Here is a 25759-nt window from a genome sequence, read left to right on the forward strand (position 1 = left end):
GAGAACCTGAAATGAGCAAGATGCCGCTTTTTTTCATCGTCGTTGTCGCCATTATCGTCGTGGCCGCGTCGTTCCGCTTCGTCCAGCAGCGCCGGGAAAAAATGGATAACGATGCCGCCCCGCTGATGCAAAAGCGGGTGGTGGTGACGAACAAGCGCGAAAAGGTGCTGAACGATCGCCGTTCGCGTCAGCAGACGGTGACGCCAGCCGGTAGCGACATGCGCTATGACGTGAGCTTTAAGCCGGAGCAGGGCGGGCTGGAGGTGAGTTTTCGCGTCGAGGCCGAGCAGTATCATCAGCTGACGGTGGGGGATAAGGGAACGCTGAGCTACAAAGGCTCGCGCTTTGTCGACTTTAAGGCCGAACCGTAAAACAGGGCCTGGCGGAGAGCCAGGCCTGGAAATCACTTCTTCTTCAGGCTCGCGCCAATTTTCTTCTGCCACACCAGCAGTTCAAACACGCCGAACAGGAAGATACGGACTTTCTCGCCACGGCTCATCTGCGGGCCATCTTTCGGCATCGTCGACTGTAGCAGCGCCATCTGCATACCGTGCATCAGCACCATAAAGATCAGCGCGACGTTAACGAAGATATTCAGCGGGCGGGGGAACGGGTGAACCAGGTTCAGCACCAGAAACGCCCATACGCACAGCATCAGCGCGCGTCCAAGATTAATCAGCATCACTTTCTCCCTGCACTTCACGATGATAGAGACGATAGGCAACCTGACCGGCAATTTTTTCCCGATGCAGATCCCAACTGACCGGCACCGACGGTAGGCCATTTTCGACTTCGCTTTCGACGTAGATCAGCGCGTTATCGGCCAGCCAACCGTTGGTTTCCAGTAAGTTTAACGTCTCTTCCAGTAATCCTTTACGGAATGGTGGATCGACAAAAATAATATCATGTGGCGTGCCGCTCTGAGCGAGGAATGCAAGGGTGTTGGTATTCACCACTTTACCCTGCGCGGCGTTCAGCGTGGCGAGGTTCTTTTGCAGCTGTTGGGCAACTGACCGCTCCATCTCCAGCAGCGTGGCGCTGGCGGCATAACGGGAGAGCGCTTCCAGCCCTAACGCACCGCTTCCGGCGAAGCAGTCCAGGCAGCGGGCATCTACCATTGAGGGTGCCAGCCAGTTGAAGAGGGTCTCACGCACGCGGTCGGTGGTGGGCCTGAGGCCTGGGCTATCAGGTACGGGAAGTTTACGGCCGCGCCACTGCCCGCCAATAATGCGGATCTGGCCCATGCCGCCGGAAGTTGGTTTTTTCATTTGCTTGCTCTGGTCGCTCTTTCGGCCTGCTATTCTAGCTTTCTGTCCTGCCGGGTGAAAGCGGTGAAGCCAGGGAAGTTAAGTGGTAGACTAACCGACTAATTTCATCATTATTTTAGCCTTCGCGTCGATTATGGCGAAGTGGCGCCATCAAAAACAGCGGGGAGTGTGGTTGCAAATGGCAAAAGAAAAAAAACGTGGCTTTTTTTCCTGGCTGGGCTTTGGGCAGAAAGAACAGGATCAGGTCGTTGAATCAGAAGAAAAAATTGAAGAGCAGCCGGTAGCTGAAACACCGACTGCTGAGCCTGAAACGGTTGCAGAAGAGACGCCGCGCGTCGAAGAAATGCAGGCACCTGCTGAGGAAAGCGCTGAACCACACACCCTCGCGGAAAGCGAAGCGTTCGCAGAAGAGGTAGTGGAAGTCACCGAACAGGTTGTTGAACGCGAAATCGCGGAAACCGCAGCGGTTGAAGATATTCAGCCAGAAGTGATTGAAGCCGTTGAACCGGTTGTCGAAGCACAGCCGGAAGTGGTTGAAGCCATTGAACCGGTTGCTGAAGTGCAGGCAGAAGTGGTTGAAGCCGTTGAGCCAGTTGCTGAAGTACAGCCAGAAGTGGTTGAAGCCGTTGAACCGGTTGCCGAAGCACAGCCGGAAGTGGTTGAAACCGTTGAACCGGTTGCTGAAGAACAGCCGGAAGTGGTTGAAGCCGTTGAGCCGGTAGCGGAAGTACAGCCGGAAGTGGTTGAAACCGTTGAACCGGTTGCCGAAGTACTGCCAGAAGTGGTTGAAGAGAGCGAACCTGAGGCCGTTGACGAGCTGACCGACGAGGAACTGGAAGCGCAGGCGCTTGCCGTCGAGTCGGAAAACGAAGCGGTGGAAGAAGAAGCGGCCGTAGAAGCACCGGCGGATGACGCACAGCAAGAACAGGAAAAGCCAACCAAAGAAGGTTTCTTCGCGCGTCTGAAACGCAGCCTGTTAAAAACCAAAGAAAACCTCGGTTCCGGATTTATCAGTCTGTTCCGCGGCAAGAAAATCGACGACGATCTATTTGAAGAACTGGAAGAGCAGCTGCTGATTGCCGACGTCGGCGTGGAAACCACTCGTAAGATCATCAATAGCCTGACCGAAACCGCCAGCCGTAAACAGCTGCGTGATGCCGAAGCGCTGTACGGTCTGTTAAAAGATGAAATGGGTGAAATTCTCGCAAAAGTAGATGAACCGCTTAATATTGAAGGCAAAACGCCATTCGTTATTTTGATGGTCGGCGTGAACGGTGTGGGTAAGACCACCACCATCGGCAAGCTGGCGCGTCAGTTCGAGCAGCAGGGCAAAACGGTCATGCTGGCGGCGGGCGATACCTTCCGTGCGGCAGCGGTTGAACAGCTGCAGGTCTGGGGCCAGCGCAACAATATTCCGGTTATCGCGCAGCACACCGGCGCGGATTCCGCATCGGTCATTTTCGATGCCATCCAGGCGGCGAAAGCGCGTAACGTTGATGTACTGATTGCTGATACCGCAGGGCGCTTGCAGAATAAATCGCACCTGATGGAAGAGCTGAAGAAAATTGTTCGCGTGATGAAAAAGCTCGACGTCGACGCACCGCATGAAGTCATGCTGACCATCGACGCCAGCACCGGGCAGAACGCCATCAGCCAGGCCAAACTGTTCCACGAGGCCGTTGGCCTGACCGGTATCACGTTGACTAAACTCGACGGTACCGCCAAGGGCGGGGTGATATTCTCCGTGGCGGATCAGTTCGGCATTCCGATTCGCTATATCGGCGTCGGTGAACGTATTGAGGACTTACGTCCGTTTAAAGCGGGCGATTTTATTGAGGCACTTTTTGCCCGAGAGGATTAATCATGATTCGCTTTGAACACGTCAGCAAAGCCTATCTCGGCGGGAGACAAGCGCTGCAGGGAGTCACATTCCATATGCAGCCAGGCGAGATGGCATTTCTGACCGGTCACTCCGGCGCGGGTAAAAGTACCCTGCTGAAGCTTATCTGTGGGATCGAGCGGCCGAGTGCAGGGAAAATTTACTTCGGCGGGCACGACATCAGCCGCCTGAAGAACCGTGAGGTGCCGTTCTTACGTCGCCAGATCGGCATGATTTTCCAGGATCACCATCTGCTGATGGACAGAACCGTGTTTGATAACGTGGCGATCCCGCTGATCATCGCGGGCGCCAGCGCGGACGATATTCGTCGTCGCGTCTCGGCAGCGTTGGACAAAGTCGGGCTGCTTGATAAAGCGAGAAACTTCCCGATTCAGCTCTCCGGCGGTGAACAACAGCGCGTCGGCATTGCTCGTGCGGTAGTGAACAAGCCTGCGGTACTGCTGGCGGATGAACCGACGGGTAACCTGGATAACGCACTGTCGGAAGGCATTTTGCGACTGTTCGAAGAGTTTAACCGCGTTGGGGTAACGGTGCTGATGGCGACGCACGACATTGGGCTTATCTCCAGCCGCTCTTACCGCATGCTGACGCTGAGCGACGGTCACTTGCATGGAGGCCACACCGGTGAATAAGCGCGACGCAATCAACCAAATTCGCCAGTTCGGCGGGCGACTCGACCGCTTGCGTAAATCGGTCTCCTCATCAGGTGACGGCGGACGCAATGCGCCGAAGCGCGGTAAACCGGCGCCGAAACCGAACTCGCGTAAAACCAACGTCTTCAACGAGCAGGTGCGCTATGCCTGGCAGGGCGCGCTGCAGGATCTGAAAAGCAAACCGCTGGCGACCTTCCTGACGGTGATGGTGATTGCCATCTCCCTGACGCTGCCAAGCGTCTGCTATATGGTCTACAAGAACGTCAACACGGCGGCTTCGCAGTACTATCCATCTCCGCAGATCACCGTCTATCTGGAGAAAACGCTGGATGACGATGCGGCGGCGAAAGTGGTGGGGCAACTGCAGGCCGAGCAGGGCGTGGATAAGGTGAACTACCTCTCCCGCGACGAAGCGCTGGGTGAATTCCGCAACTGGTCGGGCTTTGGCGGCGCGCTGGATATGCTGGAAGAGAACCCGCTGCCTGCGGTGGCGGTCGTTATCCCGAAAATCGACTTCCAGACCACCGACGCGCTGAACACGCTGCGTGACCGCGTGGCGCAGATTCAGGGCGTTAACGAAGTGCGCATGGATGACAGCTGGTTTGCGCGTCTGGCGTCCATTACCGGGCTGGTGGGCCGCGTGTCGGCGATGATCGGCGTGCTGATGGTGGCGGCGGTGTTCCTCGTCATCGGTAACAGCGTGCGTCTGAGCATCTTTGCGCGTCGTGATACCATCAACGTGCAGAAGCTGATTGGGGCAACCGATGGGTTTATCCTGCGACCGTTCCTTTACGGCGGTGCGCTGCTTGGCTTCTCCGGTGCGTTCCTGTCGCTGATTCTGTCGGAAATTCTGGTGATGCGACTGTCGTCGGCGGTCACCGAAGTGGCGCGTGTCTTCGGTACCCAGTTTGAGCTGAGCGGCCTGTCGTTTGATGAGTGCCTGCTGTTGCTGCTGGTTAGCTCGATGATCGGTTGGGTGGCAGCCTGGCTTGCCACGGTACAACATTTACGCCACTTTACTCCCGATTAAAAAAGTTCTGTTATACTCTTCCCCTGCGACGACTTCCGTCCGCAGGGGATGCGTTTTAAACCCCATCTTTCTGCCCTCGCGGCCTATCGCGTGTCACATTTTGTGCGTAATTTATTCACACTGTTGCATTGAACTTGTGGATAAACTCACTGTCTGATAAAAGAGCGGATGATATTCTCGTTGCTCATAGAGCCTGGCATGTTTGTTGCGTTCGGGGACAAGCCGCCGCCAGTATGAAGTGAATTGAGAGGATTTGAATGACCAAAGAAATGCAAAATTTAGCGTTAGCCCCTGTTGGTAACCTGGAATCTTATATCCGGGCTGCGAACGCATGGCCGATGTTGACGGCTGATGAAGAAAAGGCGCTTGCTGAACGGCTGCATTACCAGGGCGATCTGGAAGCAGCTAAAACGCTGATCCTGTCTCACCTGCGCTTTGTTGTTCATATTGCTCGTAATTACTCGGGCTATGGCCTGCCGCAGGCGGACTTGATTCAGGAAGGCAATATCGGCCTGATGAAAGCCGTACGTCGTTTTAACCCAGAAGTGGGCGTACGTCTGGTCTCCTTTGCGGTGCATTGGATCAAAGCGGAAATTCACGAATACGTACTGCGTAACTGGCGTATCGTTAAAGTCGCGACCACCAAAGCGCAGCGTAAGCTGTTCTTCAACCTGCGTAAAACCAAGCAGCGTCTGGGCTGGTTCAATCAGGATGAAGTGGAAATGGTTGCCCGTGAACTGGGCGTTTCCAGCAAAGACGTTCGCGAGATGGAATCCCGTATGGCGGCGCAGGACATGGCGTTTGATATGTCCTCAGACGATGAGTCTGAAAGCCACTCGGTTGCTCCGGTGCTCTATCTGCAGGATAAATCGTCCAACTTTGCCGACGGCATCGAAGATGATAACTGGGAAGAGCAGGCAGCGAATAAGCTGACCGACGCCATGCAGGGCCTGGACGAACGTAGCCAGGACATCATTCGCGCCCGCTGGCTGGACGAAGACAACAAGTCTACGCTGCAGGAACTGGCCGATCGTTACGGCGTATCCGCCGAGCGTGTACGTCAGCTTGAAAAGAACGCGATGAAAAAACTGCGCGCAGCTATCGAAGCCTGATTTTTGCGGCGCACCCAATAAACCCTCGAATGCAAATTCGGGGGTTTTTGTTTTTGTAGGCCGGATAAGGCGTAACCGTCACCCAGATAATCCCACTGTCATCACGCTTTCCTCTGCTTATTTCACGTTTGCCGCTGGCGCTAATGCAGGCGATGGCAAAGACTGAATAGACTTTTCGTCATTTCAACGGCAGGGGGTTTACCGTGAGTAACGAGTCACTGAATCATCGGCGTTTACAGGCCACGCCGCGCGGTGTGGGCGTGATGTGCGGCTTCTACGCGGAGCGCGCTGAGAACGCCACGCTGTGGGATATTGAAGGTAACGAATACATCGACTTTGCCGCTGGCATTGCGGTGCTGAATACCGGGCATCGCCATCCTCAGGTCATTGCCGCCGTTGAAAACCAGCTGCAGGCTTTTACCCACACTGCCTATCAGATAGTCCCCTATGAAAGCTATGTATCATTAGCAGAACGTATTAATGCCGCCGTGCCTATTGCCGGAAACGCCAAAACCGCGTTCTTCAGTACCGGCGCGGAAGCGGTTGAGAATGCGGTGAAAATTGCTCGTGCCTATACCAAACGTCCTGGACTGATTACCTTCGGCGGTGGCTTTCACGGCCGCACCTTTATGACGATGGCGCTGACCGGCAAAGTCGCACCGTACAAAATCGGTTTCGGCCCGTTCCCCGGCTCGGTGTATCACGGTGTCTATCCTAATGCCGCCCACGGCGTGACCACCGAGATGGCGCTCAAAAGCCTGACCCATATTTTCAAAGCCGATATCGCTCCGGATCAAGTGGCGGCGATGATTATCGAACCGGTGCAGGGCGAGGGTGGCTTTAATGTTGCCCCTGCTGATTTTATGCAGGCGTTGCGCCAGCTTTGCGATACCCACGGCATTTTGCTGATTGCCGACGAAGTGCAGACCGGCTTTGCCCGTACCGGCAAGCTGTTTGCCATGGAGCACTACAGCGTGAAGCCTGACCTTATCACCATGGCGAAAAGCCTGGCGGGCGGTTTCCCGCTCTCGGGCGTCGTGGGGCGCGCCGAGGTGATGGATGCCCCGGCGCCCGGCGGCCTTGGCGGTACCTATGCGGGCAACCCGCTGGCGATTGCCGCCGCGCATGCAGTGTTGGATGTCATTGAGGAAGAGGCGCTCTGCACTCGCGCAAACCATCTGGGCCAGCATCTGATTGAGGTGCTAAATAAGTTACGCGAAAGCTGCCCGGAGATTGCCGACGTGCGCGGCGTGGGGTCGATGGTGGCCGTAGAGTTTGTGAACCCGCGAACCGGAGAGCCGTCGCCGGAGTTTACTAAATTGGTGCAGGATCGCGCACTGGCGGAAGGTGTGCTGCTGCTGAGCTGCGGCGTGTACGGCAACGTCATTCGCTTCCTGTACCCGCTTACCATCCCTGAGAAGCAGTTCCAGCAGGCGCTGGAGGTGGTTCGTCGGGCGATATCTGAATAGACCGAGCACTTCCCGGCGAAGCGCCGCTGGGGATGCACCCAACTCCCAAGCCACTCCGATGAGTGGCTTTTTTTTGTCATTTTTGCGTTACAAATCCGTCAAATTTAACGTTTCAATTCCACAAAAATGGGGTATGTTTTAGCAGAGTATGCTGAAAAAGCACGGTCAGCATCCCTTAATATTAATATCTTATACTTACCACGCGTGTGATATAAGAATAATGTGCTAAATAACAACATCACAACAAATGCAACAACCATAACAATGGGGAACCTCAGGATGAAAATGAAGGGTAAAGCGTTACTGGCAGGATGTATTGCGCTGGCATTCAGCAATATGGCATTAGCAGAAAATATTAAAGTTGCTGTTGTTGGCGCGATGTCCGGCCCGGTTGCGCAGTACGGTGACCAGGAGTTCAGCGGTGCGACTCAGGCAGTTGCCGACATTAACGCCAAGGGCGGTATCAAGGGCAATAAACTGGAAATCGTAAAATACGATGATGCCTGTGACCCGAAACAAGCGGTTGCGGTAGCGAACAAAGTGGTGAATGACGGGATCAAATACGTTATCGGTCACCTCTGCTCCTCCTCTACGCAGCCTGCATCTGATATTTATGAAGATGAAGGTATTCTGATGATCACCCCGGCGGCAACGGCTCCTGAGCTGACCGCGCGTGGCTATAAGCTGATTCTGCGTACCACCGGTCTGGACTCCGATCAGGGCCCAACTGCGGCGAAATACATCCTCGAGAAGGTGAAACCGCAGCGTATCGCGGTCGTTCACGATAAGCAGCAGTACGGTGAAGGTCTGGCGCGTGCAGTGCAGGACGGCCTGAAGAAAGGCGGGGCGAACGTCGTCTTCTTCGACGGCATCACCGCGGGTGAGAAAGACTTCTCCACCCTGGTGGCGCGTCTGAAGAAAGAGAACATCGACTTTGTTTACTTTGGCGGCTATCACCCGGAAATGGGCCAGATCCTGCGTCAGGCTCGTGCTGCTGGCCTGAAAACCCAGTTTATGGGGCCGGAAGGCGTGGCGAACGTTTCACTGTCTAACATCGCGGGTGATTCTGCGGAAGGTCTGCTGGTGACTAAGCCTAAGAACTACGACCAGGTTCCGGCGAACAAACCTATCGTAGACGCGATCAAAGCGAAGAAAGAAGATCCAAGCGGTGCATTCGTATGGACTACCTACGCTGCGCTGCAGTCTCTGCAGGCGGGTCTGAACCATTCAGACGACCCGGCTGAGATTGCGAAATACCTGAAAGCCAATACCGTGGATACCGTTATGGGTCCGCTGTCGTGGGATGAGAAAGGTGACCTGAAAGGCTTCGAATTCGGCATCTTTAACTGGCACGCTAACGGTACGGCGACCGACGCGAAGTAAGAGATTATTGCGCGACGGAACCGCATAAAATGTAGGCCGGATAAGACGTATGCCGCCATCCGGCAATGTGTGCAGCGCTGCCTGATGGCGCTGCGCTTATCAGGCCTACACGAGATGTAGCCCGGCCGAGGCGTTAGCCGACGCCGGGATCGGCACTACCCTCGAACCCAGCCCTCAGCATGCACCGTAAAGTCCAGCGCTTTGGCAAACGCGGCCATTTCCAGGCTCTCTTCTGCGCCAGCTTTGCTCAGCGTCCAGCGGCTGACCTGCGGGTTATCGCGCATCACCTCTTCGACCAGATACTGCCCCACGCCGCGACGGCGGGTGACCTCGCGTACGCACAGACTGTTAAGCGTCCCCTGGCTACCGTTGATCGTCACCTTTACCGCTGCCAGCAGGCGTTCGTTAAAGCGGGCGGCATACAGGCGGTGGTTCTCATCAAGGTGCTGTTCGTCGGGGGTCTGAGCGGGCCAGATCTTACCGAGGCAGATGCGGTCCTGATCGCTAAAGGTGTCTAAACGAATGATGGTCAGCTTCATGGGCAGTTTGCTCAAATCTCGAAAATGGTGGCCAGTGTACTCAATTTATTCTGCCGGACGCTTTCTCTTTTTTGGCTTGTTCAGTAGGGGATTAAGTTTTCGATATCTTCACAGACAGTTTGAAACATCATGGATCGAAAAATAGTCAGAACTTTAACCTGAAAACCAGCGTTTTATTCGGCTTATTATGTCGTTATTTTATGCTGCCGTTCGGGCTTTTTTTTGTTTATCTATGGCAAAAATCAGAATATTATCTTTTCTTAATAGACTGAAAAATAGAGAATTTAGTCTGTTTTTAGCCAAAAAGCTGCGCTAACTCATTAAAGATAATGGCAAAAGTAGCGTTGTATATTAAAAGTACAGAATGCTTTTTAACCACCACACAACAAAATATATGCACGCCACGACGTGTAAATACGACATCACGAATGGGGATCCCGAAGTATGAAAAGGAATACAAAAACAGTAATCGCAGGGATGATCGCGCTGGCTATGTCTCACGCGGCGATGGCAGACGATATTAAGGTAGCGGTTGTCGGTGCGATGTCCGGCCCGGTTGCTCAGTGGGGCGACATGGAGTTCAACGGTGCGCGCCAGGCCATTAAAGACATCAATGCCAAAGGTGGTATTAAAGGTGACAAGCTGGTCGGCGTTGAGTACGACGATGCCTGTGACCCGAAACAAGCGGTGGCGGTTGCGAACAAAATCGTTAACGACGGCATCAAATACGTGATTGGCCACCTCTGCTCCTCCTCCACGCAGCCCGCGTCTGACATCTATGAAGACGAAGGCATTCTGATGATCTCCCCGGGTGCGACTAACCCAGAGCTGACCCAGCGTGGCTACCACTACATCATGCGTACCGCTGGTCTGGACTCCTCACAGGGCCCAACCGCGGCGAACTACATCCTGAATAAAGTGAAGCCGCAGCGCATCGCGATCATTCATGACAAACAGCAGTACGGTGAAGGTCTGGCGCGTTCCGTTCAGGACGGGCTGAAAGCGGGCAAAGCTAATATCGTCTTCTTCGACGGGATTACTGCCGGTGAAAAAGACTTCTCCGCGCTGATTGCCCGTCTGCAAAAAGAGAACATCGACTTCGTTTACTACGGCGGTTATTACCCGGAAATGGGACAGATGCTGCGCCAGGCGCGCGCGGTTGGCCTGAAAACGCAGTTTATGGGACCAGAAGGCGTAGGTAACGCTTCGCTGTCGAACATCGCCGGCAAAGCAGCGGAAGGCATGCTGGTTACCATGCCAAAACGCTATGACCAGGATCCAGCAAACAGCGCTATCGTCGATGCCCTGAAAGCGCAGAAGAAAGATCCAACCGGCCCGTACGTGTGGATCACTTACGCTGCCGTGCAGTCTCTGGCGACTGCCATGGAGCGTACCGGTAGCGATGATCCGCAAGCGCTGATTAAAGACTTAAAAGCAAACGGTGCGAAAACCGTGATTGGGCCGCTGAGCTGGGACGACAAAGGCGATCTGAAAGGATTTGAATTTGGGGTCTTCCAGTGGCATGCCGACGGCTCATCCACCGTGGCGAAGTAACCTTCATTTCCCCCTGGCGGGCGTAGACCCGCAGGGGTAGCAAAAGGCTAATTTATGTCAGAGCAGGTTCTCTACTTTGTGCAGCAGATGTTTAACGGCGTTACGCTGGGAAGCACCTATGCACTGATCGCCATCGGTTACACCATGGTGTACGGGATTATCGGCATGATCAACTTCGCCCACGGCGAGGTATACATGATCGGTAGTTATGTCTCCTTTATGATTATCGCCGCATTAATGATGATGGGCATCGACACCGGCTGGCTTCTGGTGGCGGCCGGATTCATCGGGGCGATTGTGATTGCCAGCGCCTATGGCTGGAGCATCGAACGGGTGGCCTACCGCCCGGTGCGTAGCTCCAAGCGTCTGATTGCGCTGATCTCCGCCATCGGGATGTCCATCTTCCTGCAGAACTACGTCAGTCTGACCGAAGGCTCGCGCGATATCGCGCTGCCAAGCCTGTTTAACGGCCAGTGGATTGTCGGCAGCAGCGAAAACTTCTCCGCGTCCATCACCACCATGCAGTTGGTTATCTGGATTGTGACCTTTGTTGCCATGCTGGCGCTGACGCTGTTTATTCGCTACTCCCGCATGGGCCGCGCCTGCCGCGCTTGCGCGGAAGACCTGAAAATGGCGAGCCTGCTCGGCATTAACACCGACCGCGTGATTGCCCTGACGTTTGTCATTGGCGCAGCGATGGCGGCGGTGGCGGGCGTGCTGTTGGGTCAGTTCTACGGCGTTATCAACCCGTATATCGGCTTTATGGCCGGGATGAAGGCCTTCACCGCGGCGGTTCTGGGCGGTATCGGCAGTATTCCAGGGGCGATGATTGGTGGGCTGATTCTTGGCATCGCGGAAGCGCTGTCCTCCGCGTATCTGAGCACCGAATATAAAGACGTTGTGTCGTTCGCGCTGCTGATCGTGGTGCTGCTGGTGATGCCGACCGGTATCCTGGGCCGCCCGGAGGTAGAGAAAGTATGAAACCGATGCAATTTGCGATGGCGCTGCTGTCGGCGGCGATGTTCTTTGTCCTGGCTGGCGTCTTTATGGGCGTTCAGTTACAGCTCGACGGCACCAAACTGGTGGTCGGCAGTGCGGCGGATATCCGCTGGCAGTGGATCTTTATCGGCACCGCAGTGGTCTTTTTCTTCCAGATGCTGCGCCCGTTATTCCAGAAGGGGCTGAAAAGCGTTTCTGGACCGAAGTTTATTCTGCCTGCCATTGATGGCTCGACGGTTAAGCAGAAGCTGTTCCTGGTAGCGCTGCTGGTGATCGCCGTGGCGTGGCCGTTTATGGTTTCACGTGGCACGGTCGATATCGCCACCCTGACCATGATTTATATCATCCTTGGCCTTGGCTTGAACGTCGTGGTGGGGCTTTCCGGTCTGTTGGTGCTCGGTTACGGCGGCTTCTATGCCATCGGTGCCTACACTTTCGCGCTGTTGAACCACTATTACGGTCTCGGCTTCTGGACCTGTCTGCCGATCGCGGGGCTGGTCTCGGCGGCGGCGGGCTTCCTGCTGGGCTTCCCGGTGCTGCGTCTGCGCGGTGACTATCTGGCGATTGTGACCTTAGGCTTCGGTGAAATCGTCCGTATCCTGCTGCTTAACAACACCGAAATCACCGGCGGCCCGAACGGCATCAGCCAGATCCCGAAACCGACCTTCTTCGGCCTGGAGTTCAGCCGCAGCGCTCGCGAAGGCGGCTGGGATACCTTCAGCAACTTCTTTAACGTCAAGTACGACCCATCTGACCGCGTGATCTTCCTTTATCTGGTGGCGCTGCTGCTGGTGGTGTTGAGCCTGTTTGTCATCAACCGCCTGCTGCGCATGCCGCTGGGCCGTGCGTGGGAAGCGCTGCGTGAAGATGAAATTGCCTGTCGCTCGCTGGGCCTGAGCCCAACGCGCATCAAGCTGACTGCGTTTACCATCAGCGCCGCGTTCGCCGGTTTTGCCGGTACGCTGTTTGCCGCGCGCCAGGGCTTTGTCAGCCCAGAATCCTTTACCTTTGCCGAGTCGGCCTTCGTGCTGGCGATTGTGGTACTGGGCGGGATGGGCTCGCAGTTTGCGGTTATTCTCGCCGCCGTCCTGCTGGTGGTATCGCGCGAACTGATGCGTGACTTCAACGAATACAGCATGCTGATGCTGGGTGGTTTGATGGTTCTGATGATGATCTGGCGTCCGCAGGGGCTTCTGCCGATGACTCGTCCGCAGCTCAAGCTGAAAAGCGGGAAAGCGAAAGAAGGAGAGCAGGCATGAGTCAGCCATTATTATCCGTTAACGGCCTGATGATGCGTTTTGGCGGCCTGCTGGCGGTTAACAACGTCGCCCTGGAACTGCATCCTCAGGAAATCGTCTCCCTGATTGGCCCGAACGGCGCGGGGAAAACCACGGTCTTTAACTGCCTGACTGGCTTCTACAAGCCGACCGGCGGCACCATCATGCTGCGTGACCAGCACCTGGAAGGGCTACCGGGTCAGGAGATTGCCCGCATGGGCGTGGTGCGTACCTTCCAGCACGTGCGTCTGTTCCGCGAAATGACGGTGATTGAAAACCTGCTGGTGGCACAGCATCAACAGCTGAAGACCGGCGTCTTCTCTGGCCTGCTGAAAACCCCGTCGTTCCGTCGCGCGCAAAGCGAAGCGCTGGACCGTGCTGCTACCTGGCTTGAGCGTATCGGTCTGTTAGAGCATGCCAACCGTCAGGCCAGCAACCTGGCCTACGGGGACCAGCGTCGTCTGGAGATTGCCCGCTGCATGGTGACGCAGCCGGAAATCCTGATGCTCGACGAACCTGCGGCGGGTCTTAACCCGAAAGAGACCAAAGAGCTGGACGAGCTGATTGCCGAGCTGCGTAATCATCACAACACCACTATCCTGCTGATTGAGCATGATATGAAGCTGGTGATGGGCATTTCCGACCGCATCTACGTGGTGAATCAGGGTACGCCGCTGGCGAACGGTACACCGGAAGAGATCCGCAACAACCCGGACGTGATCCGCGCCTATTTAGGTGAAGCATAATGGGGGCGAGGCAGAATATGGATAAAGTGATGTTATCGTTTGATAAAGTCAGCGCCCACTATGGCAAAATTCAGGCGCTGCACGACGTCAGCTTGCATATCAATCAGGGTGAAATCGTCACCCTGATTGGCGCCAACGGCGCGGGTAAAACCACGCTGCTCGGCACATTGTGCGGCGACCCGCGCGCCACCAGCGGGCGTATTGTCTTTGATGATAAAGACATTACCGACTGGCAGACGGCGAAAATTATGCGTGAAGCGGTCGCGATTGTCCCGGAAGGGCGCCGCGTCTTCTCGCGCATGACGGTGGAAGAGAACCTGGCGATGGGCGGCTTCTTCGCCGACCGCGATCAGTTCCAGGAGCGCATCAAGTGGGTGTATGACCTGTTCCCACGCCTGCTTGAGCGTCGCATTCAGCGTGCTGGCACCATGTCCGGCGGTGAGCAGCAGATGCTGGCAATTGGCCGTGCATTGATGAGCCAGCCGCGCCTGCTGCTGCTCGATGAGCCTTCTCTGGGGCTGGCTCCGATTATCATCCAGCAGATCTTCGACACCATTGAGCAACTGCGTAAGCAGGGTATGACCATCTTCCTCGTCGAGCAGAACGCCAACCAGGCGCTGAAGCTCGCCGACCGCGGCTACGTGCTGGAAAACGGCCACGTGGTGCTGGAAGACACCGGTGATGCACTGCTGGCGAACGAAGCGGTGCGCAGCGCGTACCTCGGCGGTTAATTTGCAGCAACAATGCCGGATGGCGGCGTAAACGCCTTATCCGGCCTACAGTTACCCGTAGGCCGGATAAGATGCGTTCGCATCGCCATCCGGCGTTTCCCTTTACGTGTCACAGCTCCCACTTTCCCTTCTTAGAACCGTCACTGCCTTGCCATCCCTTTGTCGCCTTACTATCTTTTTTTTGTAATAAAAAAGTTATTTTTCTGTCATTCGAGCATGTCATGTTACCCCCGCGAACATAAAACGCGTGATATCGCGCATCCCGGCACAAAAAGAGAGATAACCGATGATATCGTTACGACATACAGCTTTAGGATTGGCAATGAGTCTGGCATTCGCAGGTCAGGCTATGGCGGTGACCACTATTCCGTTCTGGCATTCAATGGAAGGTGAGCTGGGTAAAGAGGTTGATTCTCTGGCGCAGCGCTTCAACGCTGCCAACCCGGATTACAAAATTCAGCCGGTGTACAAAGGCAACTATGAACAGAGCCTGAGCGCAGGTATCGCCGCGTTCCGTACCGGTAACGCCCCGGCAATTTTGCAGGTGTACGAAGTCGGTACCGCCACCATGATGGCGTCAAAAGCGATTAAGCCGGTGTATCAGGTGTTTGACGATGCCGGTATCAAGTTCGATGAATCTCAGTTTGTGCCGACGGTTTCCGGTTACTACACCGACTCCAAAACCGGGCACCTGCTGTCCCAGCCGTTTAACAGCTCCACCCCGGTGCTGTACTACAACAAAGACGCCTTCAAGAAAGCCGGTCTAGACCCGAACCAGCCGCCGAAAACCTGGCAGGATCTGGCAGCCTATACCGCGAAGCTGAAAGCGGCCGGTATGAAGTGCGGCTACGCCAGCGGCTGGCAGGGCTGGATCCAGATTGAAAACTTCAGCGCCTGGCATGGCCTGCCGGTCGCGACCAAAAACAACGGCTTCGACGGTACCGATGCGGTGCTGGAATTCAACAAGCCAGAGCAGGTGAAACACATCGCGCTGCTGGAAGCGTTGAACAAGAAGGGTGATTTCAGCTACTTCGGCCGTAAAGATGAGTCCACCGAGAAGTTCTACAACGGTGACTGCGCCATTACCACCGCCTCTTCCGGTTCGCTGGCGGACATTCGTCAGTACGCCAAATTCAACTACGGCGTGGGCATGATGCCTTACGACGCTGACGTGAAGGGCGCGCCGCAGAACGCCATCATCGGCGGGGCAAGCCTGTGGGTGATGCAGGGTAAAGACAAAGAGACCTACACCGGCGTGGCAAAATTCCTCGAGTTCCTGGCGAAGCCTGAAATTGCTGCCGAATGGCACCAGAAAACCGGCTACCTGCCAATCACTACCGCCGCGTACGACCTGACTCGTCAGCAGGGCTTCTATGACAAGAACCCAGGTGCCGATATCGCCACGCGTCAGATGCTGAACAAGCCACCGTTGCCGTTCACCAAAGGGCTGCGTCTGGGCAACATGCCGCAGATTCGTACCATCGTGGATGAAGAACTGGAAAGCGTCTGGACCGGTAAGAAAACGCCTCAGCAGGCGCTGGACTCTGCGGTAGAGCGCGGGAATCAGCTGCTGCGTCGCTTCGAGCAATCGACCAAGTCTTAATCATTGACTAACCCCCTCACCCTAACCCTCTCCCTATAGGGGAGAGGGGACCGTTCGGCATCGTCTGGTAGAGAGTGCTCCGAGCGGTCTTTTCTCCCTCGCCCCTTTGGGGAGAGGGCCGGGGTGAGGGGAAACCAACTCAGAGTTTAACTATGTCATCATCCCGTCCGGTGTTTAAATCCCGCTGGTTGCCCTACGCATTGGTCGCTCCGCAGCTGATTATCACCGTTATCTTCTTTATCTGGCCCGCCGGTGAAGCGCTGTGGTACTCACTGCAAAGCGTTGACCCGTTTGGTCTCTCCAGCCAGTTCGTTGGCCTGGACAACTTTGTCACGCTGTTCCACGATAGCTACTACCTTGATTCTTTCTGGACGACCATCAAGTTCAGCGGCCTGGTGACGATAAGCGGCCTGCTGGTCTCGCTGTTCTTTGCCGCCCTGGTGGACTACGTGGTACGCGGCAGCCGTCTTTACCAGACGCTGATGCTGCTGCCTTACGCTGTCGCGCCTGCCGTTGCCGCCGTACTGTGGATCTTCCTGTTTAACCCAGGACGCGGGCTGATTACCCACTTCCTCGGCGAGTTCGGCTATGACTGGAACCACGCGCAGAACAGCGGTCAGGCCATGTTCCTGGTGGTCTTCGCCTCGGTCTGGAAGCAGATAAGCTACAACTTCCTGTTCTTCTTCGCCGCGCTGCAATCTATTCCGCGCTCGCTGGTCGAGGCCGCTGCCATCGACGGCGCGGGCCCGATTCGCCGCTTCTTCAAGCTGGCGCTGCCGCTGATTGCCCCGGTGAGCTTCTTCCTGCTGGTGGTGAACCTGGTCTACGCCTTCTTCGATACCTTCCCGGTGATCGACGCCGCGACGGCGGGTGGCCCGGTGCAGGCCACCACCACGCTGATTTATAAAATTTACCGCGAAGGATTTGCCGGGCTGGATCTCTCGGCCTCTGCGGCGCAGTCGGTGGTGCTGATGTTCCTCGTCATCATCCTGACCGTGGTGCAGTTCCGTTACGTGGAAAGTAAGGTGCGCTACCAATGATTGAGAACCGTCGTGGGCTGACGATATTCAGCCACACCATGCTGATCCTCGGGATTATCGTGATCCTGTTTCCGCTGTACGTCGCCTTTACGGCGGCAACGCTGGATAACAAAGCGGTGTTTGAAACGCCGATGACGCTGATCCCCGGCGGTCATCTGTTCGAGAATATGAAGGCCATTTGGGTCAACGGCGTGGGCGTGAATAGCGCACCGTTCTGGCTGATGATGCTCAACAGCTTCATCATGGCCTTCGCCATTACCGTCGGCAAAATCGCGGTATCGATGCTCTCGGCATTCGCCATCGTCTGGTTCCGCTTTCCGCTACGTAACCTGTTCTTCTGGATGATCTTTATCACCCTGATGCTGCCGGTGGAAGTGCGTATCTTCCCGACGGTTGAGGTGATTGCCAACCTGAAGATGCTCGACAGCTACGCAGGCTTGACGCTGCCACTGATGGCGTCGGCGACCGCCACCTTCCTGTTCCGTCAGTTCTTTATGACCCTGCCGGACGAGCTGATTGAAGCGGCGCGCATCGACGGCGCTTCGCCGATGCGTTTTTTCCGCGACATTGTGCTGCCGCTGTCGAAAACCAACCTCGCGGCGCTGTTCGTCATCACCTTTATCTACGGCTGGAACCAGTATCTCTGGCCGCTGCTGATTATTACCGACGTGAACCTCGGCACCGCTGTGGCGGGCATTAAAGGGATGATCGCCACCGGTGAAGGCACCACGCAGTGGAACCAGGTAATGGCGGCAATGCTGCTCACCCTTATTCCCCCTGTTGTTATCGTTTTAGCCATGCAGCGTGCCTTTGTGCGCGGCCTGGTCGATAGTGAGAAATAAAAATGGCTGGTTTAAAACTACAGGCAGTAACTAAAAGCTGGGACGGTAAAACCCAGGTCATTCAACCGCTGACGCTGGACGTGGCAGACGGGGAATTTATTGTGATGGTCGGCCCGTCGGGCTGCGGAAAATCGACGCTGCTGCGCATGGTGGCGGGGCTTGAGCGCGTCACCAGCGGTGACATCTGGATTGATCGTAAGCGCGTAACCGAAATGGAGCCGAAGGATCGTGGCATCGCCATGGTATTCCAGAACTATGCGCTCTACCCGCACATGAGCGTGGAAGAGAACATGGCCTGGGGGCTGAAAATTCGCGGCATGGGCAAAGCGCACATTGCCGAAAAAGTGCAGGAAGCGGCGCGTATCCTTGAGCTGGACGGCCTGCTAAAGCGCCGCCCGCGCGAGCTTTCCGGCGGCCAGCGCCAGCGCGTGGCGATGGGGCGCGCTATCGTGCGTGACCCGGCGGTGTTCCTGTTCGACGAACCGCTCTCCAACCTTGATGCCAAACTGCGCGTGCAGATGCGTCTGGAATTGCAGCAGTTGCACCGCCGTCTGAAAACCACCTCGCTGTACGTGACCCACGATCAGGTGGAAGCAATGACCCTTGCCCAGCGGGTGATGGTGATGAACAAAGGGATTGCCGAGCAGATTGGTACGCCGGTGGAAGTGTATGAGAAACCGGCCAGCCGCTTTGTGGCGAGCTTTATCGGCAGCCCGGCGATGAACCTGCTGGACGGTCAGATTGATGAGTCCGGCTCGCGCTTCGTGCTGGAAAACGGTATGCAACTGCTGCTGCCGGCCTCTCAGCGCGAATATGCTGGTCGCCGCATGACGCTGGGTATCCGTCCGGAACATATTGCGCTAAGCTCGCAGGCCGAAGGCGGCGTGCCACTGGTGATGGATACGCTGGAAATTCTCGGCGCCGATAACCTGGCCCGCGGCCGCTTTGGTGAGCAGAAAATGGTGGTGCGCTTGCCGCATCAGCAGCGTCCGCATGCGGGCACCACGCTGTGGCTGCATCTGCCGGACGATCATCTGCACCTCTTTGAAGGTGAGACAGGATTACGCGTATGAGCAATTGGCCTTATCCCCACATCGTCGCCCACCGTGGCGGCGGTAAGCTAGCCCCGGAAAATACCCTGGCGGCGATCGACGTTGGCGCCCGCTACGGTCATACCATGATTGAGTTTGACGCCAAGTTGTCGAAAGACGGGCAGATTTTCCTGCTGCATGACGACAACCTTGAACGTACCAGCAACGGCTGGGGCGTCGCGGGTGAGTTGAGCTGGCAGGATCTGCTGCGCGTGGATGCCGGAAGCTGGTTTAACAGTAGCTTTAAAAATGAGCCTCTGCCGCTGCTGTCGCAGGTGGCGGAACGCTGCCGTCAGCACGGCATGATGGCGAATATTGAAATTAAACCGACCACCGGCAGCGGGCCGTTGACCGGAAAAGTGGTGGCGCTGGCCGCGCGTGAACTGTGGGCTGACATGACCCCACCGCTGCTGTCGTCATTTGAAATTGATGCACTGGAAGCCGCTCAACTTGCCGCACCGGAGCTGCCGCGGGGGTTACTGCTGGATGAGTGGCGTGACGACTGGCGTGAGCTGACAACGCGTCTGGGCTGCGTCTCCATTCACCTCAACCATCGTCTGCTGGATGAAGCGCGGGTAGATGCGCTGCGTGAAGCAGGTCTGCGAATTCTGGTGTATACCGTGAATAACCCCCAGCGCGCCGCCGAGCTGCTGCGCTGGGGTGTCGACTGCATCTGTACCGATGCGATTGATATCATCGGGCCTGACTTCCAGCCTTAATACTGCTTCAGCATGCCGCCGTTGCTATTGGGCAGCGGCTGCTGCTGTTGATTTAGCATGCCTGGCTGCGACTGTTGCACGCGCTGCTGGTTGGCGTTCAGCTGATTTTGTAGATGCTGCTGTTGCTGCTGTGTCTGAACCTTGCGCTGCTGGTTCAGCATGCTGGATTGCTGCTGCTGTTGATTGAGCATGCGGGTCTGCATCCGCTGTTGGCTTGGGATCTCATAGCCCGGCTTATTCGGGTTGTTATCGACGTTCAGCGGCGCGGCCAGCGCGGTAAACGGCAGCAGTGCCGCCAGAATCAGTAATCGTTTCATCGTCTTTCCTCCGTGTAGGGGATCCCTTAAGTTTACTCCTTTCCCATCGTAACGAGGATTATTTCAGCATTATGAACCAGGCTTAGTGAGGACCTCACCGCACGCTCTGGAGAATGATGATGATAATAATACCGACGTTTTTACGCCGGGTAGCCCTTGCTGCTCTGCTGTCAGGAAGCTGTTTTAGCGCGATTTCTGCTCCTCCACCACCGCCGGTTTCTTACGGCGTTGAGGAGGATGTTTTCCATCCCGTACGTGCCCAGCATGGCATGGTGGCCTCGGTTGATGCTACCGCCACGCGCGTGGGCGTTGAGATTCTGCGCCAGGGCGGTAATGCCGTAGATGCGGCGGTGGCCGTGGGCTACGCGCTGGCGGTGACTCACCCGCAGGCGGGGAATATCGGCGGCGGCGGGTTTATGATGCTACGGACCAAAGACGGCAAAACCACGGCGATTGATTTCCGTGAAATGGCCCCGGAGCAGGCGACCCGCGATATGTTCCTCGACGATCAGGGCAATCCGGATAGCAAAAAATCACTGACCTCACATCTGGCCTCCGGCATACCGGGCACGGTGGCGGGCTTCTCGCTGGCGCTGGAGAAGTACGGCACGATGCCGCTCAATAAGGTGATTCACCCGGCGATTAAGCTCGCCAAAGACGGCTTTGTGGTCAACGACGCGCTGGCCGACGATCTCAAAACCTACGGCAGTGAAGTGTTGCCGAATCATGCCAACAGTAAAGCCATTTTCTGGAAAGATGGCGAGCCGCTGAAAAAGGGCGATAAGCTGGTGCAGGCGAATCTGGCAAAAAGCCTGGAGCTGATTGCCGAAAACGGGCCGGATGCCTTCTACAAAGGGGCGATTGCCGACCAGATTGCCGAAGAGATGCATAAAAACGGCGGCCTGATGAGCAAAGCGGATTTGGCAAACTATAAAGCCGTCGAGCGTACGCCGATTAGCGGCGAATACCGCGGTTACGAAGTCTTCTCGATGCCGCCACCGTCTTCTGGTGGGATCCACATCGTGCAGATCCTCAACATCCTCGAAAACTTCGACCTGCACAAATATGGCTTCGGCAGCGCCGACGCGATGCAATTGATGGCGGAAGCTGAAAAGCACGCCTACGCCGACCGTTCTGAATACCTCGGCGACCCGGACTTCGTGAAGGTGCCGTGGCAGGCGCTGACTAACAAAGCCTACGCCAAATCTATTGCTGACCAGATTGATATCAACAAGGCCAAGCCGTCCAGCCAGATTAAGCCGGGCAAACTGGCGCCGTACGAAAGCAACCAGACCACCCACTTCTCTGTGGTGGATAAAGACGGTAACGCGGTGGCGGTGACCTATACCCTCAACACCACCTTTGGTACCGGCATCGTGGCGGGCAATACCGGCATTCTGATGAATAACGAGATGGATGACTTCTCCGCTAAACCTGGTGTTCCGAATGTCTACGGGCTGGTGGGCGGCGATGCTAACGCGGTCGGGCCGAAGAAACGTCCGCTGTCGTCGATGTCGCCAACCATTGTGGTGAAAGACGATAAAACCTGGCTGGTGACCGGTAGCCCGGGCGGCAGCCGGATTATCACCACGGTGCTGCAGATGGTGGTGAATTCCATCGACTTCGGCATGAACGTGGCGGAAGCCACCAACGCGCCGCGCTTCCACCATCAGTGGCTGCCGGATGAGCTGCGGGTAGAGAAAGGGTTTAGCCCGGATACGCTGAAGCTGCTGGAATCTAAGGGGCAGAAAGTGGCGGTGAAAGAGGCGATGGGCAGCACGCAGAGCATTATGGTGGACCCGGATGGGACACTGTATGGGGCGTCGGACCCGCGTTCGCCGGATGATTTGACGGCGGGGTATTAATATAAATAATGGCCCAATAGTTTATTATTGGGCCATATTTATCACTTGAATATTATGAGTGCTATTATTGGGTTAATTTGATTCTTTGTTCTTTTATTTTCTGATAAGCAATAATTAACCTCTTTATTTTGACGAATAGCAGGAAGGTACATCTTTTTTTTCATTACCCTTCGTACTTATCATGGAATGAAGGGAGCAGGGTATGAGTGACATTGTCTATTTAACGCTGAGTGGGGAGTTTCAAGGTAATATATCTACTGGGTGTGGAACTCAAAAATCTGTCGGAAACCGATATCAACTTGGACATGAAGATCAGATCTTCATTTTTAGCCTGATGCAAAGCACCACAAGCACGGGTGCTGGTGCAAACCATCTGGGAATTCGATTTTGCAAAACGCTGGATAAAAGTTCGCCGCTGTTATCTAACGCGATTAATAACAATGAATCGCTGAATATGGTTTTTGATATTTATCGTGTCAATCGTTATGGCCGAATGGAAAAGTATTATGTAATTGAAGTTCGTGGTGCAAGATTAAATAGCATTCAGTTCCAGATGGAGGAGAATACTTTAGACTATGAATATATTTCTGCTGAATATGATTATATTCGTTGTTGCCACCTTGCGGCAGGCACGGAGTTTGACCATCTGGTGACGCCGGAAAATTACCAGCGGCTATTCCCACCTGCACCTGTTCTGCCTGAACCCAAACCACCCGAAGAGCCTGTTGTGCGGCGCGTGACATTGGTGCTGGGGATCTTTTTTGATGGGACGGGAAATAATGCGGTGAATACGGGGAATATGCTGGCGGCGTGTTCGGCGGAGCACTTCCGAATAGATAGTCCTGATGCGGAAAGTATCCTTGAGCGAAATGCGGCTGAAAAAATGGGGATCAGTGGGATAGGGGCGGCGAGTTATTCGGGATATTACACGAATATTTATTGGTTGAGTGAATTGTATAGTCAGACATTTTTGGCGACCGATGATTATCTACAAAAAGCTATTTACATTGAAGGGATTGGAACTCAAGCCGGTAAACCGGATAGCGTGATTGGTAAGGGACTCGGGATTGCCGACAGTGGGGTAATTGCGAAAACGGATGGTGCGGTAGAAAGTCTCGCGGCAGGAATAGAGCGGTCTTTACGACTATTGGAAGGTAACTTCGTTATCGATACTTTGCTGTTTGATATTTTTGGTTTTAGCCGCGGAGCGGCGGCTGCGCGCCATTTCGCCAATCGTATTCAATCTGAGGATAGCGCTATTGTTAATGCAATTAAGGCTGGGATGGGAAGCCATACCTATAGTGGTTCATCCGCAGGTAGAACTCGTTTTATCGGAATTTTTGATACCGTTGCAGCTATCGGTACTCCCACCAATGGACTCAACCCACATAGCGCTGACACAGGTGAGGTCAATCTTTCTCTGCGCCCCGGTGTGGCCCAGAAGGTATTCCATATCACCGCGCAGCACGAGTGCCGTTATAACTTTGCGCTTAATAGCATCTCTCCTGCCTGGCCAGAGTTATCGCTGCCGGGTGTACATTCTGATATTGGCGGCGGCTACCTGCCGCAGACCCGCGAAGATCTCTTTCTCACGCGCCCACTGATGGAAACGCTGCCCGCCGACCAATCGAAAGGGCGTTCACGCGTCTATCGACAGACAATAGCGCAGCTGCCGATATTAGAACGCTCAACCACTATTGCGCCCCTTATTCGCACTAACAACATTACGCCTGAGGTCTGGGAAGACGAGTTAGCACCGAGCGATCGCTACGGACAGATGCAAAAACGCAGTTTTGCTGCCCTGACGCTGCGTCAGCGAATCGTAAAGCATGATTGGTCTATGGTTACGCTGCGGGTGATGATCGATGCGGCGAAAGAGGCGGGTGTTTTATTCGATGATGTTGAGCGCAAAAAAGGAATGGAACTGCCCGCTGCGCTTGATGCTTTTTGTCAGAAAGCTATTGCAATGGGTAAAGCAGCTCGAACCAGGACACCTGCTACGCAGTTTAGCTCCGAGGAAATAGACATTATTGCTGAATTATATACCCACTGTTCTGCGAACTGGAATGCCGTTGCTGTCAATCTGGATGGGAATATAACAGGGGGAGCTGCAGTCTCTGAGAGCGTGAGCTTTGTTAATCGACCTGACGAAGACTGGATCCGAACGGTGTATAACATGGATGGAGTAAAACAATGAGCCTCGCAAAAACTTTAATACTAGTACTACTTCTGATTGCAGGCTGCAGCCAGCAGAAAACCCGAGCTTTACAATCTGAAGAGGCCGCCAGCGGCGACTGGTCTTTGCCCTACGGGAAATGGAGCTTCTCTTTTATCACGCCCTGGCAACTCCCTGCCGAGGTGACGCACGTAAGAGTGCTTGATACGGATGGTTATCTGTACATTTTTCGGATGCTTGATCAAACATCGAGAGACCCCAATTCAGTCACAACCTGGACCACAAAACCACATGGTGGCAGCGTAAACTTCAACCTCGTAAAAATGCCGCCGCAATATATGATTTTCTGCTGGGACTCCTTTATTGACAGGAAAACCTACCAGACCAGTGTGATGTTTTCTCCTGCAACATGGCAGCGTATGAAGACCCCTGCCGAGCATCTGTTTCGGGGCAAGATTCTCTGGTACGACAATATGCTGTTTGGTCTTTCGCCGGGAGGCCATGTCAGGATCTGGTTCCCAGATGGAGGCTCATACCCGGCCCCCATTGTCATCCCACACAAAATCAGCACCGTTTCAGGTGCGGATCTCACCCTCTGCAAACAGGAAGACCCCGACAGTGATTTCCTGCGCAAATACCGCTACTCCCAGGAGATAGAAGACGGGATGAAGGGGAAAACGTATCCCTATGGTGAGTGGTGATAACAAGGATGAAAAAACAATGAACCCCACAAGAACGCTGATACTGGTGCTGCTTCTACTCGCAGGCTGCAGCCAGCCGAAAATTCACCCTTTACAATCAAAACAGGCGGCCAGTGGTGATTGGTCTTTGCCCTACGGAAAATGGAGTTTTTCTTTTATCACCCCCTGGCAACTACCTGCTCGGGTGAGGCACGTAAGGGTGCTTGATACAGACGGATACTTGTATGTTTTCCGTATGCTAGATCCAACATCCCGGGATCCCAATTCGGTTACTGCCTGGACAACAACGCCACATGGCGGCGGCGTTAATTTTAATAAAGTGAAAATGCCGCCTCAGTACATGATTTTCTGCTGGGACTCCTTTATCGACAGGAAAACTTACGAAACCAGCGTGCTGTTTTCCCCCGCCACGTGGCTGCGTATGAAGACCCCCGCCGAGCACCTGTTCCGGGGCAAGGTTCTCTGGTACGACAATATGTTGTTTGGTCTTTCACCGGGAGGCCACGTCAGGATCTGGTTCCCGGATGGGGGCTCCTATCCAGCCCCTATAGTCACCCCGCAAAAAATTAGTACCGTTTCAGGCGCTGCTCTCACTCTCTGCAAACAGGAAGGTGCAGACGGAGAGTTCCTACGTAAGTACCTCTACTCCCAGGAAATAGAAGACGGGATGAAGGGGAAAACGTATCCATACGGTGAGTGGTAACACCATTGCCAGGATAGCCTGAAGCATCAGACTATCCTGCG

24 protein-coding genes and 1 pseudogene are annotated in these 25759 nt (G+C 55.0%); 21 read left to right on the forward strand and 4 right to left on the reverse strand.

The annotated features are described in order from the left end of the window. The first annotated feature begins 11 nt into the window (after window positions 1-11). On the forward strand, window positions 12-371 hold the full coding sequence (locus tag V6940_RS08330; RefSeq protein WP_333495539.1) for a DUF2500 domain-containing protein: 360 nt from the start codon (window positions 12-14) through the stop codon (window positions 369-371). Between the two features lie 32 nt (window positions 372-403). Here V6940_RS08330 and V6940_RS08335 read toward each other — a convergent pair whose 3' ends face one another. Beyond that, the gene (locus V6940_RS08335; protein ID WP_035894809.1) at window positions 404-682 is read right to left on the reverse strand and encodes a DUF1145 family protein; all 279 of its coding nucleotides are present in this window, start codon (window positions 680-682) and stop codon (window positions 404-406) included. Beyond that, window positions 672-1268, reverse strand: a complete 597-nt coding sequence (gene rsmD / locus V6940_RS08340) for a 16S rRNA (guanine(966)-N(2))-methyltransferase (RefSeq protein WP_333495540.1) — start codon at window positions 1266-1268, stop codon at window positions 672-674. The genes V6940_RS08335 and rsmD overlap by 11 nt, the downstream gene beginning before the upstream one ends. 178 nt (window positions 1269-1446) lie before the next feature. Between rsmD and ftsY the strand changes: the two genes are divergently transcribed. From ftsY to livJ, 6 genes are all read left to right on the forward strand, one after another. Next, window positions 1447-3129 carry a signal recognition particle-docking protein FtsY gene (gene ftsY / locus V6940_RS08345; protein ID WP_333495541.1) on the forward strand — a complete coding sequence of 561 codons (1683 nt, stop codon included), beginning with the start codon at window positions 1447-1449 and terminating at the stop codon, window positions 3127-3129. 2 nt (window positions 3130-3131) lie between these two features. Beyond that, entirely contained in the window at window positions 3132-3800 is a 669-nt protein-coding gene (ftsE, locus tag V6940_RS08350; protein ID WP_185667363.1) for a cell division ATP-binding protein FtsE, read from the forward strand. Then, entirely contained in the window at window positions 3793-4851 is a 1059-nt protein-coding gene (gene ftsX / locus V6940_RS08355) for a permease-like cell division protein FtsX (RefSeq protein ID WP_220440221.1), read from the forward strand. Before ftsE ends, ftsX begins: the two co-directional genes overlap by 8 nt. Before the next feature lie 257 nt (window positions 4852-5108). Further along, on the forward strand, window positions 5109-5963 hold the full coding sequence (rpoH, locus tag V6940_RS08360) for an RNA polymerase sigma factor RpoH (RefSeq protein ID WP_064541362.1): 855 nt from the start codon (window positions 5109-5111) through the stop codon (window positions 5961-5963). Between the two features lie 203 nt (window positions 5964-6166). Then, the gene (locus V6940_RS08365) at window positions 6167-7432 is read left to right on the forward strand and encodes a 4-aminobutyrate--2-oxoglutarate transaminase (RefSeq protein WP_333495542.1); all 1266 of its coding nucleotides are present in this window, start codon (window positions 6167-6169) and stop codon (window positions 7430-7432) included. A gap of 279 nt (window positions 7433-7711) precedes the next feature. After that, window positions 7712-8815 (forward strand): branched chain amino acid ABC transporter substrate-binding protein LivJ, encoded by a 1104-nt coding sequence (livJ, locus tag V6940_RS08370; RefSeq protein ID WP_185667360.1) that lies wholly within the window; start codon window positions 7712-7714, stop codon window positions 8813-8815. A gap of 155 nt (window positions 8816-8970) precedes the next feature. Here the strand turns inward: livJ and panM are convergent, their stop codons facing one another. After that, a complete protein-coding gene (gene panM, locus V6940_RS08375) occupies window positions 8971-9354 on the reverse strand; it encodes an aspartate 1-decarboxylase autocleavage activator PanM (protein ID WP_333495543.1) in 384 nt (127 codons plus the stop codon). A gap of 444 nt (window positions 9355-9798) precedes the next feature. Between panM and livK the strand changes: the two genes are divergently transcribed. The 10 genes from livK (at window position 9799) to ugpQ (ending at window position 19956) form a co-directional block, all read left to right on the forward strand. Then, complete coding sequence (gene livK / locus V6940_RS08380) at window positions 9799-10908, forward strand: high-affinity branched-chain amino acid ABC transporter substrate-binding protein LivK (RefSeq protein WP_333495544.1); 1110 nt, start codon at window positions 9799-9801, stop codon at window positions 10906-10908. 54 nt (window positions 10909-10962) lie between these two features. Next, a complete protein-coding gene (gene livH, locus V6940_RS08385) occupies window positions 10963-11889 on the forward strand; it encodes a high-affinity branched-chain amino acid ABC transporter permease LivH (RefSeq protein WP_035892178.1) in 927 nt (308 codons plus the stop codon). Continuing rightward, the gene (gene livM / locus V6940_RS08390; protein ID WP_220440224.1) at window positions 11886-13166 is read left to right on the forward strand and encodes a branched chain amino acid ABC transporter permease LivM; all 1281 of its coding nucleotides are present in this window, start codon (window positions 11886-11888) and stop codon (window positions 13164-13166) included. Before livH ends, livM begins: the two co-directional genes overlap by 4 nt. Next, the gene (livG, locus tag V6940_RS08395; RefSeq protein WP_333012708.1) at window positions 13163-13930 is read left to right on the forward strand and encodes a high-affinity branched-chain amino acid ABC transporter ATP-binding protein LivG; all 768 of its coding nucleotides are present in this window, start codon (window positions 13163-13165) and stop codon (window positions 13928-13930) included. The genes livM and livG overlap by 4 nt, the downstream gene beginning before the upstream one ends. Before the next feature lie 17 nt (window positions 13931-13947). After that, the gene (livF, locus tag V6940_RS08400; protein ID WP_081918523.1) at window positions 13948-14661 is read left to right on the forward strand and encodes a high-affinity branched-chain amino acid ABC transporter ATP-binding protein LivF; all 714 of its coding nucleotides are present in this window, start codon (window positions 13948-13950) and stop codon (window positions 14659-14661) included. A gap of 286 nt (window positions 14662-14947) precedes the next feature. Then, window positions 14948-16264 (forward strand): sn-glycerol-3-phosphate ABC transporter substrate-binding protein UgpB, encoded by a 1317-nt coding sequence (gene ugpB, locus V6940_RS08405; protein ID WP_333495545.1) that lies wholly within the window; start codon window positions 14948-14950, stop codon window positions 16262-16264. 152 nt (window positions 16265-16416) lie between these two features. Then, window positions 16417-17304 carry a sn-glycerol-3-phosphate ABC transporter permease UgpA gene (gene ugpA, locus V6940_RS08410; protein WP_035892166.1) on the forward strand — a complete coding sequence of 296 codons (888 nt, stop codon included), beginning with the start codon at window positions 16417-16419 and terminating at the stop codon, window positions 17302-17304. Beyond that, window positions 17301-18146 carry a sn-glycerol-3-phosphate ABC transporter permease UgpE gene (gene ugpE, locus V6940_RS08415; RefSeq protein WP_035892165.1) on the forward strand — a complete coding sequence of 282 codons (846 nt, stop codon included), beginning with the start codon at window positions 17301-17303 and terminating at the stop codon, window positions 18144-18146. The genes ugpA and ugpE overlap by 4 nt, the downstream gene beginning before the upstream one ends. 2 nt (window positions 18147-18148) lie before the next feature. Beyond that, a complete protein-coding gene (locus V6940_RS08420; RefSeq protein WP_333495546.1) occupies window positions 18149-19219 on the forward strand; it encodes a sn-glycerol-3-phosphate import ATP-binding protein UgpC in 1071 nt (356 codons plus the stop codon). Continuing rightward, entirely contained in the window at window positions 19216-19956 is a 741-nt protein-coding gene (gene ugpQ, locus V6940_RS08425) for a glycerophosphodiester phosphodiesterase (RefSeq protein WP_333495547.1), read from the forward strand. The genes V6940_RS08420 and ugpQ overlap by 4 nt, the downstream gene beginning before the upstream one ends. 8 nt (window positions 19957-19964) lie before the next feature. Here ugpQ and V6940_RS08430 read toward each other — a convergent pair. Continuing rightward, window positions 19965-20273, reverse strand: a pseudogene (locus tag V6940_RS08430) (DUF2756 family protein); the annotation flags it as partial. 122 nt (window positions 20274-20395) lie between these two features. On the opposite strand from V6940_RS08430, the gene ggt reads away from it, so the two are divergent. The 4 genes from ggt (at window position 20396) to V6940_RS08450 (ending at window position 25718) form a co-directional block, all read left to right on the forward strand. Continuing rightward, complete coding sequence (gene ggt, locus V6940_RS08435) at window positions 20396-22138, forward strand: gamma-glutamyltransferase (RefSeq protein ID WP_333495623.1); 1743 nt, start codon at window positions 20396-20398, stop codon at window positions 22136-22138. Window positions 22139-22340: 202 nt separating this feature from the next. Then, complete coding sequence (gene tssD / locus V6940_RS08440; protein WP_333495548.1) at window positions 22341-24335, forward strand: type VI secretion system tube protein TssD; 1995 nt, start codon at window positions 22341-22343, stop codon at window positions 24333-24335. After that, window positions 24332-25015, forward strand: coding sequence for a DUF2931 family protein (locus tag V6940_RS08445; protein ID WP_333495549.1), 684 nt, complete (start codon window positions 24332-24334; stop codon window positions 25013-25015). Before tssD ends, V6940_RS08445 begins: the two co-directional genes overlap by 4 nt. Beyond that, window positions 25002-25718, forward strand: a complete 717-nt coding sequence (locus tag V6940_RS08450) for a DUF2931 family protein (protein WP_333495550.1) — start codon at window positions 25002-25004, stop codon at window positions 25716-25718. Before V6940_RS08445 ends, V6940_RS08450 begins: the two co-directional genes overlap by 14 nt. The last annotated feature ends 41 nt before the right edge of the window (window positions 25719-25759 follow it).

It is taken from the genome of Kluyvera sp. CHPC 1.251 (assembly GCF_036759945.1).
Lineage (GTDB): Bacteria > Pseudomonadota > Gammaproteobacteria > Enterobacterales > Enterobacteriaceae > Kluyvera > Kluyvera sichuanensis.